Source organism: Nocardia sp. (assembly GCF_025465275.1).
Lineage (GTDB): Bacteria > Actinomycetota > Actinomycetes > Mycobacteriales > Mycobacteriaceae > Nocardia.
In genome coordinates this window covers 66675-86455 of sequence record NZ_JAODNK010000097.1, presented here as the reverse complement: position 1 = coordinate 86455, position 19781 = coordinate 66675, and the positions used below count along the sequence as shown (strand labels likewise).

Sequence of the window (19781 nt, the reverse complement as noted above, 5' to 3'; positions counted from 1 at the left end):
CGGCGTGGGCGCACTGGGCCGGGCCGATGCCGATCCTCGAAGGCACCGTCATCCAGTTGACGGTCGAGCACCTGCCCAGCGGTGGAGTGAACAAACCGGTGTGGTTGTGGTGGTCGGGCATCGATGCCACCGCCGACGATGTCGACCGGTGTTGGCGAATGTTTCTGCGGCGCTTCGATGCGGAAGCTGATGCGCTCGGGCCGCACCTGAGCATGGCTCATGGCTGCCCTGGGTCAGTTGAATGTTCGCGGACAACCGCAGGCCGACACCCGTGCCTGCCAAATGTAATTCAGCTGCGGGGTTTTGGTGCACGAGGGCACCGCTGGCGCGGCGTAACCATCGAATTCCGCTCTGATTGGTGGCGAGGCTCCTCCCGGTCGGTGGACGGCCGTGTGCCCTCGCACTACGGGCTTGTGTCGGTCTTGCTATAGCCGCGAACAGTGCCGCGTTGTCAGTGTGACCAGGGATTCGGCCCATTCGTCGAGTTGGTGCCTGCCGTCGTCTGCGCAAGCGTGGGTCGGGTCGCCGAGTACCCCGTTGGGGCTGACAGCTGCGACTCCCTCGCGCCGCAGGCGGGCGATGAGTTCGCGCAGCGGGCGGGTGTTGCCGGGTTCGGCACGGTCGAGGGCAACGGTGGCCGGCCGCAGGTGGAGCATGACCGACGTCTCGGTGTGTCCGGCGTGGGTGTCGTCGGCCGCGCCGGAGGGTGACCAGGCCAGCACCTTTCGTCCTTCGGCGCGCAGCGTGCGTACTGCGGCCCGCAGCGGTTCGGCGTTGCCGCCGTGGCCGTTGACGAGCACCACGGCCGCGAAGCGGTCGGCAGCGCGCACCAGTTCGATGACCAGCAGTTCGAGTGCTGCCTGTCCGATGGACAACGTGCCCGGAAAGTCGGCGTGCTCGCCGCTGGATCCGTAGGGAATCGCCGGTGCCACAACGATATCGGGCAGTGCGGCCGCTAACCGGTGGCACAGTTCGGTGGCGATCGTGGTGTCGGTACTCAGCGGCAGATGCGGGCCATGTTGTTCGGTGGCGCCCAGCGGTACCGCGAGCACGGTGCGGTGCGCGCGGTCGCGAAGATCCGGTGAGCGAAGATCGCCGAGCTTCGTCACGGCGATTTCCTGGCTCGGTGAAGTCGTGGCGTGAGGGGGCGAACGGTGCGGTGTGTGAGACATCCGGCCCAGACCCCGAGTCCGTAGGCCAGGTCGTCCCCGATCCGCAGCATTACGCCGCTACCGTCGCGGTGGGATTCGGCCGCTGCCGCGAGGTAGGCGACGAGGAGCAACCGCCTGCCGCGCCGGCTGCACAGCGCCAGTGGCCACCAGACGCGGCGAAGCGCGTCGGCGAGTTGCCGGATGAGCCGTAGTTGACCGGTCACCGCGAGTGTAGTGGCCGTAGGCAGTGGTATGTGCCGGTGATGCAGCCCGCGCGCGGTCCGGATGATCGTGACCACGCTCGGAATCGCCGCTGCGGCAGGACAACCGGTGATCGCCAGCGCGCCCTGGACAGCGGCAATCGCGGGCAGGTGAGCGGGGTGGAGCAGGTCGGGGTGACGTTGCGAGAGTGGGGCGGCGGAGGTGCCGTAGTCGAAGCGTTGGCGGAGGAAGGCGGCGATGGTGCCGCGGGGTTCGTGGTGGACCGTCGACAAGGGTTGGTAGCGCACGGAATAGCCGGCCGCCAGCAGGCGCCACACGAGGTCGACATCCTCACCGAACCGTAGCGACTCGTCGAATCCGTCGATAGCTTGCAGCGCGCGGGCGCGGACCACCAGGGCGGCGGAGGGCACGTAGCGGACACGTCCGTCGGGTCGCACGGCGGCTGGTTCGGCTCCCATGTCGAGCGATGACCGACGTGCCTCGTAGTGCCCGACCGGCCCGACGGTCAGCGATGGGATGCGGGGTGCGACCGCGGCGACGGACGGGTCGTCGAACAGCGGCACGACGCTAGTCAGCCAGCCGGGGTCCGGGATGGTGTCAGAGTCGAGAAATGCCACCAGCGGCGTCGCGGCGCGACGCCAGCCGGTATTGCGGGCCGCAGCGGGTCCGCGCGATCGATCGTGACGGATCGTAGCGCCGCCGATCGGGACCTCGGAGCCGTCGTCGACGACGATCCGGTCCGGGATGTCGGAGGTCGCAGCCAGCAACCGGGCCACGCCCGGCGGATTGTTCTTGACCGGAACAACCAGTGTAACAACGGTTCTCGCGTCGGCACTTGGCTCGGGAGCGGGATGGACGATACCGGCATCGAGCAGTCGCCGCGCCAGTGCCCGGGCCGTCGGTTCGTGATCGACGGCTGTGCCGGCCAGCCAGGTGTCCAGTAGGTGTACGCCCGTGGTGCCGAGCCGTAGCAGGCGTGTCGGTGACCCGCCGAGCAGGACTCGGTTGCCGTCGAAGCGGCGCACGCTGGCATCGAGTTGCAGCCTCATGGCAGGAAGCCCCCGTCGGCATGGATGACACTGCCTGTCACACAGCCGGATTCGGGTGAGCACAGCCAGGCCACGACGGCGGCGACCTCGTCCGGCTCCACGATGCGGCCGATCAGTTGATGGTCGGCGAAGGCATCCACGGTGTCGAGATCGTAGAGCCGCGCGGATTCGGCGAGCAGATCGGTTCTCGTCGAGCCGGGGGAGACGGCGACAGCGGTGACTCCGGAGCCTCGCAGATCGTTGGCGAGGCCTTTGACCAGGCCGACGACGGCGTGCTTGGCGGCGTTGTAGCCTGCCAGCTGCCACATGCCGTGATGGGCCGCTGCGGAGGCGAGTGCGACGAATCGTCCTGTGCGGGGCTCGGATCGACGCAGCAGGGACGGGATGGCGGCCCGGGCGAGATTGGCGACCCCGTGCACGCCGATATCGAACATGGGAGCCCAATCCTGCGTGGTGGTTTCCCAGAGGGGACGGCCGCCGCCGGTGATCACCGCTGCCGCCGCTACCGCAGCGTCCAGGCGACCGAACCGTTCCTCGGTCAGTCGCACGGCATCGGCGAGAGCGGCCGGATCACGGACATCGGCGATGACCTCGACGACGGTTCCCTTGTGTGCCTGGGCAATCGAGCGCAGTTGCGCAGGCGTGGCCAGTGGGTAGGGCACCGCGGGATCGTCGGCACAGGCGTCGACGGCGACGACTCGCCAGCCCGCATGGGCGAGACGATGCACGGTGGCGGCGCCGATCCCACGAGCGGCGCCGGTGACTATGGCGACGGGTGCCTCATCCATCACAGGCCCCGGGTGAACCCGTCCGGCACGAGCACGTCGTCGGGGGTCAGATCGTGGATCGACGAGTGGCCCAGGCCGTACACCGTGGCGTCGATGCCTTGGCGCAGCACCTCGAGGACGTTGTGCACTCCGTTCTCGCCACCGGCGGCCATGCCCCACAGATACGGGCGTCCGATCATGACCGCCTGCGCGCCCAGGGCGAGTGCCTTCACGACATCGCTGCCGCGGCGTACGCCACCGTCCAGGAGGATTTCCACCTGTCCGCCAACGGTTTTCACAATGCTCGGCAGTAGGCGGATGGCGCCGGGGGTGGAGTCGAGGTTATTGCCGCCGTGGTTGGAGACCGAGATGGCGGTGGCGCCGATATCGACCGCCCGCTTGGCGTCATCGGGACGCGAGATGCCCTTGATGAGGAGCGGGCCGTCCCACTGCGACCGCAGCCACGCGAGGTCGTCCCAGGTGACGGGCGCGGTGCCCATCCATTCGCCGTAGGCGCCGAAGAACGTCGGCCCCTGCTGGCCGCGCGGTACCAGGTTCGGTGTCGTCAGGTCCGGCAGCTTGCCCGAACGGGCGAATCGAAGCAGCCAGCCGGGCTTGGTCAGGACTTGCGGCGCGAACGAGATAGCGGTCTTGAGGTCGATACGTTCGGGAAGGGCGGGGCTGCCCCAGTCTCGGGCGGTCGCGAAAATCCAGTCCAGGGTGACGATCAGGCCCTTGGCCCCCGCTTCGCGGGCGCGTTCGAGGCGCTGCACCATCAGGTCCTTATCACCCATCCAATACGTCTGGTAGAACGTCTTCTCGTTCGCGGCGACGACCTCTTCGATCGGCTTGGAGCCGAACGAGGACAGGCCGAGTGCCGTCCCGGAGCGCGCCGCGCCCCGGGCGACGCCGACCTCACCGACCGGGTCGACGGCCTGGACGCCGGTCGGCGAGCAGATCACCGGCATCGAGATCTCTTGCCCCAGAACGGTTGTGGTCAGGTCGCGGGTCGCGTGCAAGTCAGCGATGTGCGGCCGGAAGCCGAGTTCGGCGAAGGCGGCGGTGTTGTCGTCGAGGGTGACCCCGGCTTCTGAGCCCGCCAGCAGTGCCAGATATACCGACTTGGGGACCCGCTTCTTCGCGCGCCGCTGTGCCTCTGCGACGGATTCGAACCAATCACGTGTGCTTGCCAACTGAAATCCTTTGTCTGATCCCGGAATATCTTGTCCGGGAAACGATCTAGCGAAGCCCCGCCAGCGGGCTGGTGTCGCAGGCGCGATCCGGCGCCGCGACCGCGAGTGTCGACGGCATGCCCAGCACCACGGGCCGAGCCCGGCCGGCACGGGAGTGATCCTTGTCCGGCTGCGGCAGCGCGCCCCCGGCTCCGACTGCGGCGAGCGCGGATTCGGCATTGCCCAAAACGCATTCGGGGTCCGGGCCGTCAAGCGGTAGCCCGGTGAAGAACTTCGCCGCCATGCAGCCACCCTTGCAAGAGTCGTAGGCCGAGCAGGACGTGCACGCGCCCCCGCTCTGTGGTTGACGCAGGCGGGTGAACAATTCCGATGTGCGCCAGACCGTTTCGAAGCCGCCGGTGTCGCGGACATTGCCCGCGAGGAACTCGTCGTGGATGGCGAACGGGCAGGCGTAGACATCACCGACGGGATCGATCAGGCACACCACCCGGCCCGCGCCGCACAGGTTCAACCCCGCCAGCGGTGTCGACCCGAGTGCGTTGAGGTGGAAGAACGAGTCCCCGGTCAGCACCTGTTCGCCATTGGCGATCAGCCAGTCGTAAATCTGCAGTTGCTGGTCGGTGGTGGGATGCAAATCCTGCCAGACATCCGCGCCCCGGCCGGAAGGCCGCAGCCGGGTGATGCGCAGCTGCGCGCCGAATTTGTCTGCGATGGCTTTGAATTCGTCGAGCTGGTCCACATTGTGGCGCGTCATGACCACCGAGATCTTGAAGTTCTCGAATCCGGCCGCGGCGAGGTTCTCCATCGCGCGATACGCCATCGCGAACGAACCGGGACCCCGGACCGCGTCGTTGACCTCCGCGGTGGCGCCGTCGATGGAGATCTGCACGTCCACGTAATCGGTGGCCGCGAGCTGCCGCGCACGCTCCGGTGTGATCCGAACTCCGTTGGTGGAGAACTTCACGCCGACCTGGTGCGCGATGGCGTAATCGAGCAACTCCCAGAAGTCCGGCCGAATGGTGGGTTCGCCGCCGCCGATGTTGACGTAGAACACCTGCATGCGCTGCAGCTCGTCGATCACCGCCTTGCATTCGGCGGTACTCAGCTCGCGTGGATCACGCCGGCCCGAGGAGGACAGGCAGTGTTCGCAGGCCAGGTTGCACGCGTAGGTCAGCTCCCAGGTCAGGCAGATCGGTGCGTCCAGGCCGTGCTCGAAGTGGTCGACCAGTTTCATGAGGGGTTCCTGTTCACGGTCGGGGCCCGATGGTGCCTGCTTCGGCCAGCCCGGCCAGAGCCCGCAGATAGCGGTCGTGCTCGGCGTCCGGGACCCCGGCCGTCGCGAGCGCAGTGGTCACGTCGGGTTGCTGTGCCAGCTCCCGTACGACCGCGACCAGCAACGGGGACTTGAGGAATGAGAGCCGGCGCGTGGCGAAGTTGTAGACAAGCGCACCGAATTCTTCGGGACGCAGTGACACAGACCCCGCCAGTGTGTACGGGCGGGCCGGGTCGAAGGGCGCGGTCTCAGTAGACACCGCACATGCCATCGATCGAGACGTCCTCGACGAGGAGATCTTCCTCGATCACGGTGTCGTCGGAGCCGACTACTGTCTGGGTGGCTGTTGTTTCGCTCATGGGCTGCTCCTTGGAGACGGACCGGATGGGATGTGATGGCCAGCATAATGGCACCAGGTGACAAATTGGAAGAGGCAATGGCGGAAAAGCGATCGGCCGACAATGCCGAGCAGGTCAACCGGCGCGGACGTCGGCGTTCGACCACTGCGGCAGACCTGGAACGGGCAGCGTTCGACCTGTTCGATCGCCACGGTTTCGACGCCACCACAGTGGAGGAGATCGCGGCTGCGGCGGGTATCAGCAAACGAACCTTCTTCCGCTACTTCGAATCCAAGAACGACGTCGTCTGGGGTAGCTTCAGCGAGCAGCTGACGGTGATGCGGGAGCGCTTCGGCCGGTGCCCGGAAGATCAGCCGATCATGGACGCCGTCCGGACGGTCGTGGTGGAGTTCAACCGCTTCGACTCCACGCAGGCGCCGTGGCACCGCAAACGGATGGAGCTCATTCTCGGGGTCCCGGCACTGCACGCACATTCGACACTGCGTTACCGAGAGTGGCGCGATGTCGTCGCCGAATTCGTCGGTGGCCGCCTAGGCCTGCCGGTCCGCGAGTTGCTTCCACAATCGGTGGCGCATGCGGCACTCGGTGTGGCCGTCGCCGCATACGAGCACTGGCTTTCCGGGCCCGAGGTGGAACTGACCGACGTCCTGGACCGCGCGTTTCGGAACTTGGCAACAGGATTTGCGGTGTGAATCAGGACTGTCTCGCGCTGTCTGGACGTCAGGCCGCATAACCGCCCTCGTGAGCCGGAACAGTCAGGGCTCTCGGTCCGGCGTCTATTCGGCGTGCCGGTCGATAAGCTAGGGGCCCTCGATGGGGGACGTCAGGCCGGTGCCGTGATTCTGCAGCTCACCCGCTGGCTGATCCAGGAGTTCGGCGAGGAAGGCGCGAGGCACGTGCGGCCGGGCCGGCCGCTGTCGCCCCTGTTCCTGATCGTTGCGCATCCGCCGGATGACGCCGATGAGGGTGGGGCCCTCGTCGAGGACTGGACGCACGATTCCGATGTGCGCGCAGCGGGCCGGCACGGGGGCGAGCTCGTCGGCGGCGTCATCGGTGTGGCCTTGCGTGGCAAGGCAATTCGCGTTCAGCAGCGTTGCGTACAACGCGGCACGTGGCCGGCGCCCCGGATCGATCGATCGGAGCAACGCTGCTGAACGCGCCGCCGCGAGGTCAGGGTGGCCGCGCAGGAGTGTTCGGATCGCGGACTCCTCCTCGGACTCGCGAATCGCGGTGATAATCCCATTGTTTTCAGGTATCGGGGCTCGTTGCCGGTCGGCAGCGGTGACTTGCTCGAGTCCCAGGCGGACGCGTTCGGTGACGATGCGGGCGGCTAGTCGCGGCAGCGCGAGGGTGCCGGCGACTCGGGCGCCCTCGGTCAAACGTGCTACCGCAGCGGCGAGGTCGCCGCGGACAGCCTTGATCCGGGCCCCGGTCGCGTAGGTGGCAAGCAGCAAATCCACCGGACCGCCCTCGAATCCGAGCTGGGCGCCGTTGTCCAGTAGCAGCTCGGCCTCTTCGAGTTCGTTGCGTTCATAACGGAAGTCGCCGAGCATGGCGCCCGCCAGCCGGGCGGTCTGCGAGTTCTCACCCGCGGTGGTTCGGGCCAGCTGCAACGCCGTCTGAAAATGGTGTTCGGCGCGGTCCATGTCCAGTTGCTCGTGTGCGGCTATGCCGGCCAGGCAGTGGCTGTACATGATGCTCAACGCGCTGGCAACATGGCGGAAATAGGGCGCACCCCACTCGTGCCACTCCCGCACCCGATCGAAGTCGAATCGGTGCAGCGCGACGAAGGCGCCGACATTCGATGCCGCGCAGAGCACCCACGGAGTCAGCGCGTCGGTCCTGGACCGGCATTCCTCCACCACGGAGTCCCGGTCGTCGATTCGGTCGGCGAATGCGAATTCGACGCCGTGGAGCAGCGCCGCCTCGAGTTCGAGATCCGACATCGGCTGGCCCGCTGCGGATTTCGCCGTGTCCGAGGCGATTGCCAGCCGCAGTGCGGTGTGTACCTCCGCCGGGCGCCGCAGCAGGACGTTGGCCCAGGCCAGGGTGATCTGCAGGAGCGGATGCGCCGCAGCGTGCCGTGGGGGTAGTTTGGCGGCCAGCCCGGTGAGGGTCGCCAGCTGTCCATGCTCGACCAGGTCCCGGGCATTCTCCTCGACGAGCTCGACCGCACGCTCCGGATCGCCGGCTGCCATGGCGTGGTCGATTGCTTCGCTCAGCATCTGATGGCTGCCGAGCCAGTCCGATGTGATGTGGTGCAGCTCGGCCACCTGCTCGGGGTGATCGCGTTCGAGTCGCTGCCGCAGGAACTCGGCGAACGCATGTGCGAGGAGATGACGCATCAGAGTGGGAGAGATCGGTTGCCAGCGTTCTGTCTGTCCCTTCTCGCGGAGCAGGACCAGGCACTGGTCCTCGTCCAGATCGTGCGGGCGTAGAGCCGGTGCACCGCCACGGCGGCAGGCGGTCTCGATATGGAGCCGCAGCACCAGTGAATCGAGTTCTGGGTCGTCGCCGGACGTCGCTGCGGCCGTACAGATCTCGGTCAGCCGGTTAGGTGGGATCGCGTAACGATGTGACGGCTGTCGGGCTGGTTTCGCGATCCTGCGGGCTGGGTAGCCTCCGGGCCGGCCCCATCCGCTGTCCTCGGCGTAGCGATAGACGTACCGCACTGCACCGACGAAGTGCTCGACGGCGCTGCCGCCGTCCGCGACGCGCGGTTGGTGCGGGCGGTCGCCTGAACCTCACGCGCCAGCTGCTTCAAGTCCACCTTCGAGACCGCATCGAGCCTGCGTTCGCCCCATTCGCGTTCGACCCAGACCAGGTGGGCGTCGTAGGTCCGCAATGTGCCCTTCGTCAACGTCGTCCGTACGGCACGACCTCACCGAAGGTGGGCATCGTGGTGGACTCGGCGACCGGTTCCACGGGAGCGATACCCATGTGCGACAACAACAGCAGCGACGCCGCGACAGTCTCGGCTGAGGCGCCCGCCGAGGCCATCACGTCACCGGTCGCCCAGCCTGTCCAGTTCGGAGCCGAACACCTCGCCGATGGCCGTCGGCATGTGGATAGCCAAGCGATTGCGGGTTGGGTCAGCTCCGCAGCACGCCGGCCTCGCCGTCGATCGTTGACTCGCGCAGGTAGCTGTGAACGGAACTCATCTGCTTCCGCTGCTGCGGGCCCGGGCTGTTTTCGTCGAACGGCCGCACACGTGAGCGCATTGTTGGGTGATGTATTGGCCTGTGTCGCAATAGGTTCTGGTTCGATATGGGTAACCCACGATCTGGCAGGTCAGAGTCAACCGACCTGGGGGGGCATGTCCCACCAGCACGGCCCTACTTCTCAGGCACGGCCTATCCGGCTGCGCAGCCAGTGTGGCGCCGATAGTCGCTCGGCGTCGTGCCTGTGAAGGCTCGGAACGCTCGATTGAAGGCACTCGGACTGTCGAAGCCCACGGCGACGGCTACATCGAGCACTGCCGCATCCGATTGCGCCAGCTCTGCCATCGCGCGAATAATTCTGGCCTGCAAGACATATTCTCGCCAGCTCATGCCGACCGCAGCCTGAAAGCGCCGTCGCAACGTGCGCTCGGAGACGCTGAATTCCCGGGCCACCATCTCGACGGAGACTGTGGCGAGATGCTGCCGGATGTAGGAAATGATCATGGCGGCGAACGGGTCGGCACTTGTGGGCAGCCACAAGGGTTGTTCCTGGTCCAAGCTGTTGGCGACCACCAGGGCGAGTGCTGCGAAGTAGATCTCGGAGTCTGCGTCCGCGGCGGTCCGGGCGATCGGCCATCGCAGGCCGTACAACATCATCTCCCGGAGCACCGGAACCGCGGCCAATACCCGGACCCGGCTGCCGACATCGTCCGAGAACAGGCCGGGGTCGAAGAAGACCGACAGTGATCGGACCGCATCGAGGACGGTGTTGTGCTCCAGGCCGGCCGGAATCCACACCGCCTGACTGGGCGGGCAGAGATACCGCCCGAGCGCGGTCTCGACCTCCACCACACCCTCCACCGCGTGTTCGAGTTGATGCAGGTCATGGTGGTGCCATCCGGTCACCTGATGGTCGGTGTCATAGGCGAGCGTGCCAGCCCGAATCGTCGGCACCTGCGACACAGTGATCGTTCTACCACTGGCCGCCAGAGGCAAAAAGCTGTCCGGAATCGCGTAGACCTCCTCTCGCGGCCGCAGTAACGTCTTTTGCATACTTTATACAGCAGTGGCGCGTCCGGGACGGGCGTGCGCAATTCTGTGCGGCGGCAAGGGGATCCGATGAACATCGACGACCTGATACTTGTGAGCATTGATGACCACGTGGTCGAACCACCGGATATGTTCAACGGCCGGATTCCGGCCAAATGGGCCGACCAGACTCCCAGGGTCGAGGTCGACGAGCACGGCATCGATCGTTGGGTATACCGCGGTCGGCCTACCGGTGTGGTCGGCTTGAATGCGGTCGTGTCCTGGCCGCCCGAGGAATGGGGCTTCGACCCGGCGGGTTACGCCGAGATGCGGCCGGCGGTCTACAACGTGCACGAGCGTATCCGGGACATGAACGCCAACGGCGTACTCGGGTCGATGTGTTTCCCCACCTTCGCCGGCTTCAGCGCGGGGCACCTGAGCTACTTCAAGGACGAGATCACCGTCGCGATGATCCAGGCCTACAACGACTGGCACATCGAGGACTGGGCGGGCGCCTATCCCGGCCGCTTCATTCCGAATGCCATTCTGCCACTGTGGGATCCAAAGCTCGCCGTCGCGGAGATCGAGCGCGTGGCGAACAAGGGCTGCCACGCGGTATCCGTCGCCGAACTCCCGCACATCGACGGGCTACCCAGCTACCACGACGGCGATTACTGGAGCCCGGTGTTCCAGGCGCTGTCCGACCACGACACGGTGATGAACCTCCATATCGGCCAGGGCTTCAGCGTACTGAAGTTGGCCCCCGACGCGCCCATCGACAACCTGATGGTGCTGGCGCCCAGCATCTCCCAGATCGCCGCCCAAGACTTGTTGTGGGGACCGGCCTTCCGGAAATTCCCCAAGCTGAAAGTCACATTGTCCGAAGGCGGTATCGGGTGGATCACCTACTTTCTGGACCGCTCCGATCGGCACTACACCAACCAGAAGTGGCTCCGCCGCGATTTCGGCGGGAAACTTCCCAGCGAGGTGTTCCGTGAGCATGTGCTGGCGTGCTATGTCACCGATAAGACCGCGCTGAAGTTGCGCCACGATATCGGCATAGATAATATCGCTTGGGAATGCGACTACCCGCATTCGGATTCACTGTGGCCGGACGCGCCGGAATTCGTTCTCCAGGAACTGCAGGCCGCCGACGCGAGCGACGCCGATATCGACAAGATCACGTGGCAGAATGCTTGCCGCTTCCTGAATTTCGATCCCTTCGCCCACCTTCCGAAGGACCAGGCCACCGTCGGCGGCCTGCGAGCGATCGCGCGTGACGTCGACGTCTCCACTCGCTCCCGTAAAGAATACGCTGAACTGTATACCCAGCACGCCAACTGAAGGCTCGGGTATAGAGAGGAACCCGCCGGATCTGCCGGCGGGTTCCTAGCGACTAATTAATAATCTACGATTTGATAATCTGCGACCGACAATCTCGGGCGTAGCTTTCCCTGTGGCTGTTTTTCTTTTCAGTCCAGGACGATATCTCTTCCGCACACGTGCCAAGCAGCCATCGATGTCCTGCTGTGGCCGAACGGACCGTGCACTGTGGTCCTCGTGCCCCCGCGCTCTCTAGGATTTATTATGCCATTCCTGCTCGTACTCGTGGCGCTTTTGCTCGTTTATCTTTTGTTCATTGCCCTCCGCATCGGTATCTTCGAGCGCCTGTGGCTCGCTTTGCGGCCCATCTCGATCGAACGGATTCCCGACCGCGCGGCCCGCCGCTACGGAGACCGCGTGCTGTTCAGTTCCGACGAACCCTGCCACTGGTCGGTGCCGGTACTCGGCCCGCCCGGCCGGACCGAATGGTCGGCGAACGACATCAGGGAGACGGTCGGTGTTGTCGCCGCGATGCTACGACAACGGCTGGGCCTGCAGCACGGCGATCGCATTGCGATCATGAAGACAAATCACCTGGACATCCACCTGCTGCACACCGGCGTGGTCCGCGCCGGGGGCGTCGCGTGCACGATCAACGACGGTTTCCTCAGCGAGAAGCTGAACCCCTATCTGGTGAACGTCGGTGCGCGAGCGCTGATTACCGATACCGCCACCCTGGACCGGCTCACCACGCAGGGTGCCGGGTTCGGCGATGTCGAGCACATCGTTCTGACCGACGCACAGTCGGGCGATCCCGAACGCACCGTCTCCGGCCACACTGTTCACCGGATCGGCGATCTGCTCGCCGGCCTGTCCGCGGCACTCGCCACCCCGCGTGGCGGGCTCGAACCGCTGTATCTCGTGCACTCCTCGGGCACGACCGGCTTTCCCAAGGCGGTCATTCTGCGCAACGGGCCACAGTCGCACGCAATTCGTGGCTGGCTGTCCTACGTCCACATTTCCCGTCGCCGTGACCGGGGGCTATTTGCGCTGCCGAACAACCACCAAGCGGTGATTCTCAGCTTCAATTCCCTACTGCTGGCCGGTGTGCGTATCCACTGGACGCGCGAATACAGTCGCGGCGGCCTGGACGCCGCCGGTCTGATCGAACAGCTCGCGGTGGGTCGTTACACCGGGTTCTTCGCATTCCCGATCGTGTACACCCAACTGAAAGAGGTGCCGCTGGATCAGTATGACCTACGGGCGATGCGATTCTGGGGTTCGACCGCCGACGCTACGCACGAGGCGATCATTCGTCGATTTGTCCAGCACGGCAGCGTATTCCGTGGGCTCGGCATTCCGCTCGGCGGCTCGGTCTACCTGGACGCACAGGGGTCGAGCGAGGTGGGGACACCGTCGGTGCTGCGGTACTACTCCCGGTTCACCCGACGCTATGACCGGCGCATCGGCCGGCGCCGCTCGACGCCGTTCGGTCCGAAGGTCCGGATCGCCACGAACGGTAGGCCGGTCAAGGGTGACTCGGTCGGCCGGCTCGAGGTCCGGGGCCGGACGCTGTTCGAGGCCTACTGGAACAACCACGCACTCACCTATGACGCGATCCGCGACGGCTGGTTCTTCACCGGGGATGTAGCCCGGTGGTCCGGCGATGGCCACGTCGTGCAGCTCGATCGTGAAGTCGACGTCATACATACCAGGGACGGTGATGTCTACAGCCTCCTCATCGAGGAACGGGTACACAAGCACGTGGCCGTATTCGACGCCTGCGTCTACGGTGCCCGTCAGGCAGACGGCACGCAGCGTCCCGCGGCGGTGATCGCGCCACGGGACGGGTTCGATCTCGATGCACCGACCCTGCAGGACGAGCTCAACCAGATGTTGCCGACGTCTATGCACCTTGCTCGACTCGACATCGTGGCCTGGGCCGAGTTCCCGGTAGGCGTGACGGGCAAGACTCTGAAAAGGGTCTGCCGCGAACGCACCGAGCCCACCACCATCCCCGAAGCCAACCGACCGATCATCATGCGTGAACCAGCCCAACCGCACGCCCCGGCGCTTGCCGAACAAGCGAAATGACCACCGCGGATTTGCGGCCCGCCGTCGAATCGGTCCACGGTACGGTCCGAACGACAGAACCGGAGTACTCGGCCGCATCCATCCTGCGGAGCGCGCTGGGCGGCCAGCGCCGTCACCTCACGGTGGCCGCAGTGTTCCTGTCCGTCCACCAGGTCGCTGAAGCACTGATCCCGGTGATCGTCGGCTTCGTCATCCAGCGGGCCGTCACCACCGCCGACGGTTGGTCGCTGCTGCGGTGGATGTTGTTGCTCACCATCGATTATCTCTTCCTGACCGCCGCGATGCGATTCGGATTTCGCGCCAATACCAGGGCCGTTCAGGGCGCAGGCCACCGTCTGCGGCTCCTACTGGCCGCGCGCATCCTGGACGGCCGCGGCGGCCGCGATCAGTTGCCGGGCAGCCTGCTGTCGATGAGCGCCGTCGACACCAACGCCGTCGGACTGCTGAATTATGCAATCGCGTTGGCGGTTTCCGGGTTCGCTGGCGTCGGTGTCGCAGTGTACTTCCTGCTCCGAATCTCTGCTCTGCTCGCGGGTTTGGTGCTGGGCGGAGCGGTAGTGCTGCTGGTGCTCACCGACCTGTCCGGACGGCCGCTGGCGCGGCGTACCTCAGCCGAACGAGCGCAATTGGCCGCCACGGCTGGCATGGCCGCCGACCTGCTGACAGGGCTCCGTGTCCTGAAAGGGTTCGGCGGAGAACGCGCCGCGGTTCGTCGCTACCGGCAGGCCAGCAGGGCGGCTCTGCGGACCACGCTGCGATCGGCCACGACGGAGGCGGTGGTACGTGCGATCGCCATCGTGCTCGCCGGATTCCTACTGGCCGCGGTCACCTGGGCCGCCGGATGGTCGGCCACCCGAAGTGAGATCGGGGTGGGAGCGTTCGTCACCGCGATCGGCTTGGCCCAGTTCTTGCTCGATCCGCTCAATCGGATTACCGGCCTGGGCACTCAGCGAGCCCAGTCACGGGCGTCCGCGGCGCGGATCGCGGCGGTCCTGAACGTGCCTTTCGCCGTGCTAGGTTCGGCGACGGTCTCCTTCGATACTGTTCCCTCGCTGCATTTCGATGCCGTGACGGCCGGATCGATCGCCGACCTCGATCTGGAAATCGCGCCGGGCGAATTCGTCGGCATCGTGACTCCGGATCCAGCTGCTGCGGGGGCGCTGGCCGACGTAGTGTCGCGCCGCGCGGATCCTGTCTCCGGGGCGGTCCGGCTAGACGGGCAGCCGATGGCGTCCTTGGCCCCCGACTCCGTTCGCGCGGTAGTGCTGGTACCGCCGCACGAAGTGCACCTGTTCAGCGGAACGGTGCTCGACAATATCGGCCGCATCAATGGCACCGCGGATCTGGAACGGATCGTCCAGGCCGCCGCACTACGTGATCTCGGCGGGGACAACGACGGGCTGCACGCTCCACTGCATGGAAGTGGTGTGTCGTTGTCAGGCGGGCAGCGCCAGCGCGTGGCGCTGGCGCGTGCGCTGGCGGCCGACCCGCCGGTGCTCGTACTGACCGAGCCGACCACGGCCGTCGACTCGGTCACCGAATTGACCATCGCCGACGAACTCGCGCGCATACGCGCCACCAAGACGACCGTCTGCCTCACCACCAGCCCTGGGCTGCTGTCCCGCTGCGACCGTGTCGTATTCATCGATGCGGGCTCGGTCATCGAGGGACGTCATGCGGAGCTGGTCGCGTCCAGCGCCGCCTACCGCGAGGCAGTGCTGTGACAACCGCCGATAACGGCCTATTGCCACAGGCCACCGCGCGCGAAGCCTGGAAATACGCCGGTGCACTGCTCATGCGACGGTGGCCGGCCGCGTTGTTCACCGCGGTAGTCCTCGCCGCCGGCGCCGCGGTCACGCTCCTCACCCCGAGGGCGATGGGGTGGGCCGTGGACGCCGTGATCGCGCACAATCCGGCCGGGATCCGGTGGCCGGTCGTGGTTCTCGCCGGAGTCGCTGTCGCGCAAGGGGTTTTGCGCATGCTCGGCGCCGCACTCACCGCCCGTGTCGGCGAACCCGCGTTGGCCACGCTGCGCGAGGAGGCCCTCGATCGAGCCGTGCACCTGCCGGAAGCAGAGGTCGAACGGGTTGGCTCCGGTGATCTGATGGCGAGGATCAGCGGCGATGTCGACCTGCTGGCCACTGCCATCCGCAGCACGGTCCCGATTCTGGCGGTGTCGGTCCTCGTCATCTGGGTGACGGTGATCGGTCTGGCCACGATCGACTGGCGTTTCGCCATCGCCGGTCTGTGCGCGGCGCCGACCGACGTCCACGTCCTGCTCTGGTACTTCCGGAACTCCGCGCCCGCGTTCACCGCGCAGCGTGTCGCCGAAGGCGCGCGAGCCCAGCAGTTGCTCGACTCGATCGATGGTGTCGCCACCGTGCGAGCGTTCCGGCTCGGACCGGTCCACCGCGACCTGATCGCCGAGCGTTCGGCGGCTGCTGTTCAGAAAGCCTTGGCCGCCATGCGTTTACGAACGCGGTTCTACGGCCGGATGCATCTGACCGAAATCATCGGGCTGGCTACCATCCTGATCGTCGGTTTCCTTCTGGTGCGCGGCCATTCGGTGACGGTGGGCGCGGCGACAGCGGCGGCGCTCTACTTCAGCCGCCTGTTCGAACCGATCAATCTCGTCATGATCATGGCCGATAACGCCCAGGAGGCGGGCGCGGCGCTGGCCCGGCTGGTCGGTGTGGCCATGCTCCCCGCTGCCCCGGAACCCACCGGCAAGATATCCATTCCCCACGCCACGGCCGATGTGATCGCGGCGCGATTCGAGTACGACGGGCGTGAGGTGCTGCACGGCATCGATCTGCGAGTCGAGGCCGGCGAATGGGTGGCCGTCGTAGGCGCCACCGGCGCGGGAAAGTCGACGCTTGTCAAGCTGGTCGCCGGGGTGCACGCCCCTACCTCGGGCACGGTCCGCCTGAGCGGCCGCACGGTCGGCGAGTTCGGCGCCGACCTCCGCCACGCCGTCGTCCTGCTCACCCAGGAGATCCACACTTTCGCCGGGCCCTTGATCGACGATCTGCGGCTGGCCCGGCCGGAGGCGAGCCGGGCCGATCTCGAACGCGCCCTGCAGCGTGTGGGTGCCCACACGTGGGTCGCCAGCCTCCCGCACAGTATCGACACGGTCGTCGGTCAGGGCGGGCACCGGCTCACACCCACCCAGGCTCAGGAGATCGCACTGACCCGGCTGCTGCTGACCGATGCGCCGATCGCACTGCTCGACGAGGCGACCGCCGAGGCCGGTAGCGCCGGTGCGCGGCGGCTGGAGCGCGCCGCCCGCGCGGCGTTGGCCGGCCGGACCGTCCTCACCGTCGCACACCGACTCACCCAGGCCGCGGATGCCGATCGCATTGTTGTCGTCGAGGCGGGCCGGGTGGCTGAAAACGGCAATCACCACGAACTTCTGCTCAGGCAGGGGCGCTATGCGCAGCTGTGGACCGCATGGTCCGCGGAGCGCACCCGAACCGACATCACCGACTACCACCTCCGCGATGAAGGAAATCCGATGACTGACAGCGCATTACCAACGAAGACCGACACCGCTCAGCTTGTCAATGCCCTGGACATGTTCGACAACGCCAACGTCGGGCTGCTACTGACCGATACCGCGGGCACCGTACGGCGCGCCAACGGCGCCGCGCGGCTGCTCGCCGGGTGGGCCGCGGACCGGTCCGACCTGTCCGCGATAGCCGTTGTGCCCGACGCAGTTTGGACACAGATCATTGCCGCGGCCGCGGCCGGCATCGCCGTACACAACATTGACACCACCTTGACCCGCGCCGACGGCGGAGCCCGCGGCGTCGTAGTGGATGCCAACGGCGATGCCGACCGGGATCTGCTGCGGATCGTCATCCGGCCGCGTCTCGCCACGTCGTTGCCGGGCCTCGACACCAGCGATGCCCTCGACTGGCTGGCAGACTGGCAGGCATCGGTCAGCCCGTCCGCGGTAACGCTCGATGACGAAACGATCGCAGCGGCAAGGGAAGTGGACGATTTCTTGGACGCACTTCCGGTGGCGATACATCAGGTGCCGACCACCGGAGCGATGGAGCGCACCAATCGGGCGCAACTGCGCCTGCTCGGTCATCTGGAGCGGCCCGACGGGTTTCTCGACCACAATGCCATCGAATTCTTCCCGGTCGAGTCGGATATAGCCGCCTTGGCCCAGGCGCTGGGCACCATGGGCGGGATCGTCGACTTCCCGACGACCATGCAGGCCAGGGACGGATCCACGGTCAGCGTCCGGGTGTATTCCAGTGCATGGATTGCCGACGGCGCCTGGCGCACCACCCGGTGCTTCGTCTTCGCGACCGATGGTCATCGGTACTGAGAGCGGTGGCGTCGTGACCGAACAACATACTCAGGTGATCGCTCGCGGTAGCGAACTCACCCGCCAGGAACGCCGTTGGGTCGAGCTGGCCTGCCTCGCCGTCACCGAAGACCACGACGCGCTCGACCGCACGATGCGAACTATTCTCTCGGACAACGAGATTGATCTGGCACGCATATTGGAGTTCAGCCTGCAGTACGCCGTGTATTGCGGGTGGGCCAAGGGGGCGGAATTCGAGCTGGCGATCCGCACCCAGTGGAAGGCCGCGCGCGCCGACCGGGACGGCGGCCCGTGGCCGCTGCAGCCCGCGGAGACTGTCGCCGACTGGGATGCTTGGCATGCGGCGGCCGAGGCCGCCTACAGCGAGGTCAACCGCAAGGACATCCCGCGGCGGGACACCCCATTCGTGCATGTCGGTGTGCTGGGGTTCGTGTTCGGGCATGTGTGGCAGCGACCTGGCCTGAGCATGAGAGAACGGCGGGTGGTGGCGTTGGCGTGCTGCGCGGCAGTCGGCGCACGGCGACCACTGCAGGTGCACTTGAGCTCAGCACTGACCTCCGGAGATCTGACACGTGTCGAACTCGCGCAGCTGCTCGAGGCTGTGAGCACTCATGTCGATGCGCAGCGGGCCGGCATGCTCCAGGCAACATGGGACACGCTCGATGGTCCCGACATTGCGCGACAGGGCTGAGCGATGAGCGGATACCTGGTCACCGGCGCAACCGGTTTCGTCGGCGGCGCACTGGTATTGGAGCTGTTGCAGCGCACCGACCGGCCGGTCGTATGCCTGGTACGCGGAACCGCACAGGCGCCGTGGATTCGGCTGGAACGCACCCTGGAACACGCCGCAGCGGCGTACGGCTACCGTCCCGGATTCGTAGCGGCCCACCGCGACCGAATTCAGGTGGCCGCCGGTGATCTCGACGATATTGCACTTCCAGCCGGCGTCACAATCGAGGAAGTCTGGCATTGCGCCGCTTCGCTCAAATTCGACGATAAGGACCGCGCAGAAATCTTCGGCACCAATGTCGGTGGCACACAGCGGGTATTGGAAACGGCGGAACGATTGGGTGCCGGCGTGTTTCATTACGTGAGCACGGCCTACGTCGCTGGCCGCAGGACCGGGCCGATCGCCGAGGATCACATGGGCGGTGCCGTCGACACCAATAACCTTTACGAGCAGAGCAAGGTCGACGCCGAGCAGTTGGTTGCCGCGACCGCGCAGCGGTATCGAATCTGGCGCCCGAGCATCGTGGTCGGCCACAGCCGGACGCTGGCAGCGACGGCGTTCTCAGGAATGTACGGTGTCATCCGCGAATTGGCCCGATTCGCTGACCTGGTACACGCAGCGGGTGACCCGGTGCTGGAACGGCATTCCCTGCGGCTGCGGGCCGATCCGGAGGGCACGCTCAACTTCATCCCCGTCGACTACGCCGTCGGTCGAGCGGTGGAGCTGTCCCTGTCCGGCGTCGACGCGCAGGTCGTCCATCTCACCAATGAGCTGGCACCCACTGTCGGCGAGTGCTTCGAGCTCTTGTTCGACGAGCTCAGGCTGAGCCAGCCCACATATGTGGGCCCGACATCGCAATTGGAGCGACTGGATTCGCTCGTCGACAGCAGGCTTTCTTTCTACGGTTCCTATCTCTCCGGGCCCAAACAGTTCCAGCAACGGACGGGAGCGGCATACGGAGGCGTGCTCCGCTACGAATTCGATAGGGACACGCTTTTGCAATACGTCCGGTGGTACCTGCGGCACCTACAGACCGGTCTGCAACCCGGTGTCCGGGTGCCGAACCCGGTTCGCGGCTGAGGCCGCCGGCG

At 66.2% G+C, this 19781-nt stretch carries 18 protein-coding genes; 7 read left to right on the top strand and 11 right to left on the bottom strand.

The features are described 5' to 3' along the window. The 8 genes from JWN03_RS23285 to mftA all read right to left on the bottom strand — a co-directional run. A partial coding sequence (locus JWN03_RS23285) for a hypothetical protein (protein WP_297618788.1) occupies window positions 1-206 on the bottom strand: 206 nt, incomplete at its 3' end. A 219-nt stretch (window positions 207-425) separates the two neighbouring features. Beyond that, window positions 426-1109, bottom strand: a complete 684-nt coding sequence (mftE, locus tag JWN03_RS23280; RefSeq protein ID WP_297618785.1) for a mycofactocin biosynthesis peptidyl-dipeptidase MftE — start codon at window positions 1107-1109, stop codon at window positions 426-428. Further along, the gene (mftF, locus tag JWN03_RS23275; RefSeq protein WP_297618780.1) at window positions 1106-2422 is read right to left on the bottom strand and encodes a mycofactocin biosynthesis glycosyltransferase MftF; all 1317 of its coding nucleotides are present in this window, start codon (window positions 2420-2422) and stop codon (window positions 1106-1108) included. The genes mftE and mftF overlap by 4 nt, the downstream gene beginning before the upstream one ends. Further along, window positions 2419-3210 (bottom strand): mycofactocin-coupled SDR family oxidoreductase, encoded by a 792-nt coding sequence (locus tag JWN03_RS23270; protein WP_297618776.1) that lies wholly within the window; start codon window positions 3208-3210, stop codon window positions 2419-2421. The genes mftF and JWN03_RS23270 overlap by 4 nt, the downstream gene beginning before the upstream one ends. Next, entirely contained in the window at window positions 3210-4382 is a 1173-nt protein-coding gene (gene mftD, locus JWN03_RS23265) for a pre-mycofactocin synthase MftD (RefSeq protein WP_297618773.1), read from the bottom strand. The genes JWN03_RS23270 and mftD overlap by 1 nt, the downstream gene beginning before the upstream one ends. Window positions 4383-4428: 46 nt before the next feature. Next, window positions 4429-5616 (bottom strand): mycofactocin radical SAM maturase, encoded by a 1188-nt coding sequence (gene mftC / locus JWN03_RS23260; protein ID WP_297618770.1) that lies wholly within the window; start codon window positions 5614-5616, stop codon window positions 4429-4431. A gap of 13 nt (window positions 5617-5629) precedes the next feature. Beyond that, a complete protein-coding gene (mftB, locus tag JWN03_RS23255) occupies window positions 5630-5914 on the bottom strand; it encodes a mycofactocin biosynthesis chaperone MftB (RefSeq protein WP_297618767.1) in 285 nt (94 codons plus the stop codon). Next, window positions 5904-6014 (bottom strand): mycofactocin precursor MftA, encoded by a 111-nt coding sequence (gene mftA, locus JWN03_RS23250; protein WP_297618764.1) that lies wholly within the window; start codon window positions 6012-6014, stop codon window positions 5904-5906. The genes mftB and mftA overlap by 11 nt, the downstream gene beginning before the upstream one ends. Before the next feature lie 77 nt (window positions 6015-6091). Here mftA and mftR point away from each other — a divergent pair, with 77 nt between their 5' ends. Beyond that, window positions 6092-6706, top strand: a complete 615-nt coding sequence (gene mftR / locus JWN03_RS23245; RefSeq protein WP_297618761.1) for a mycofactocin system transcriptional regulator — start codon at window positions 6092-6094, stop codon at window positions 6704-6706. A gap of 108 nt (window positions 6707-6814) precedes the next feature. Here the strand turns inward: mftR and JWN03_RS23240 are convergent, their stop codons facing one another. From JWN03_RS23240 to JWN03_RS23230, 3 genes are all read right to left on the bottom strand, one after another. Then, window positions 6815-8503, bottom strand: coding sequence for a hypothetical protein (locus JWN03_RS23240; RefSeq protein WP_297618758.1), 1689 nt, complete (start codon window positions 8501-8503; stop codon window positions 6815-6817). A 367-nt stretch (window positions 8504-8870) separates the two neighbouring features. Next, complete coding sequence (locus tag JWN03_RS23235; RefSeq protein WP_297618755.1) at window positions 8871-9014, bottom strand: hypothetical protein; 144 nt, start codon at window positions 9012-9014, stop codon at window positions 8871-8873. 353 nt (window positions 9015-9367) lie between these two features. Beyond that, window positions 9368-10129, bottom strand: coding sequence for a helix-turn-helix transcriptional regulator (locus JWN03_RS23230; protein WP_297618752.1), 762 nt, complete (start codon window positions 10127-10129; stop codon window positions 9368-9370). Between the two features lie 165 nt (window positions 10130-10294). Between JWN03_RS23230 and JWN03_RS23225 the strand changes: the two genes are divergently transcribed. The 6 genes from JWN03_RS23225 (at window position 10295) to JWN03_RS23200 (ending at window position 19770) form a co-directional block, all read left to right on the top strand. Beyond that, window positions 10295-11548, top strand: a complete 1254-nt coding sequence (locus JWN03_RS23225) for an amidohydrolase family protein (RefSeq protein ID WP_297618750.1) — start codon at window positions 10295-10297, stop codon at window positions 11546-11548. Window positions 11549-11791: 243 nt separating this feature from the next. Then, a complete protein-coding gene (locus tag JWN03_RS23220; RefSeq protein WP_297618747.1) occupies window positions 11792-13621 on the top strand; it encodes a class I adenylate-forming enzyme family protein in 1830 nt (609 codons plus the stop codon). Continuing rightward, window positions 13618-15345 carry an ABC transporter transmembrane domain-containing protein gene (locus tag JWN03_RS23215; protein WP_297618744.1) on the top strand — a complete coding sequence of 576 codons (1728 nt, stop codon included), beginning with the start codon at window positions 13618-13620 and terminating at the stop codon, window positions 15343-15345. Before JWN03_RS23220 ends, JWN03_RS23215 begins: the two co-directional genes overlap by 4 nt. Continuing rightward, window positions 15342-17960, top strand: coding sequence for an ABC transporter ATP-binding protein (locus tag JWN03_RS23210; protein ID WP_297618741.1), 2619 nt, complete (start codon window positions 15342-15344; stop codon window positions 17958-17960). The genes JWN03_RS23215 and JWN03_RS23210 overlap by 4 nt, the downstream gene beginning before the upstream one ends. 13 nt (window positions 17961-17973) lie before the next feature. Further along, window positions 17974-18651: a carboxymuconolactone decarboxylase family protein gene (locus tag JWN03_RS23205; RefSeq protein WP_297618738.1), complete on the top strand. Its 678-nt coding sequence runs from the start codon at window positions 17974-17976 to the stop codon at window positions 18649-18651. A gap of 3 nt (window positions 18652-18654) precedes the next feature. Beyond that, window positions 18655-19770, top strand: coding sequence for an SDR family oxidoreductase (locus tag JWN03_RS23200; protein ID WP_297618735.1), 1116 nt, complete (start codon window positions 18655-18657; stop codon window positions 19768-19770). Window positions 19771-19781 lie beyond the last annotated feature (11 nt).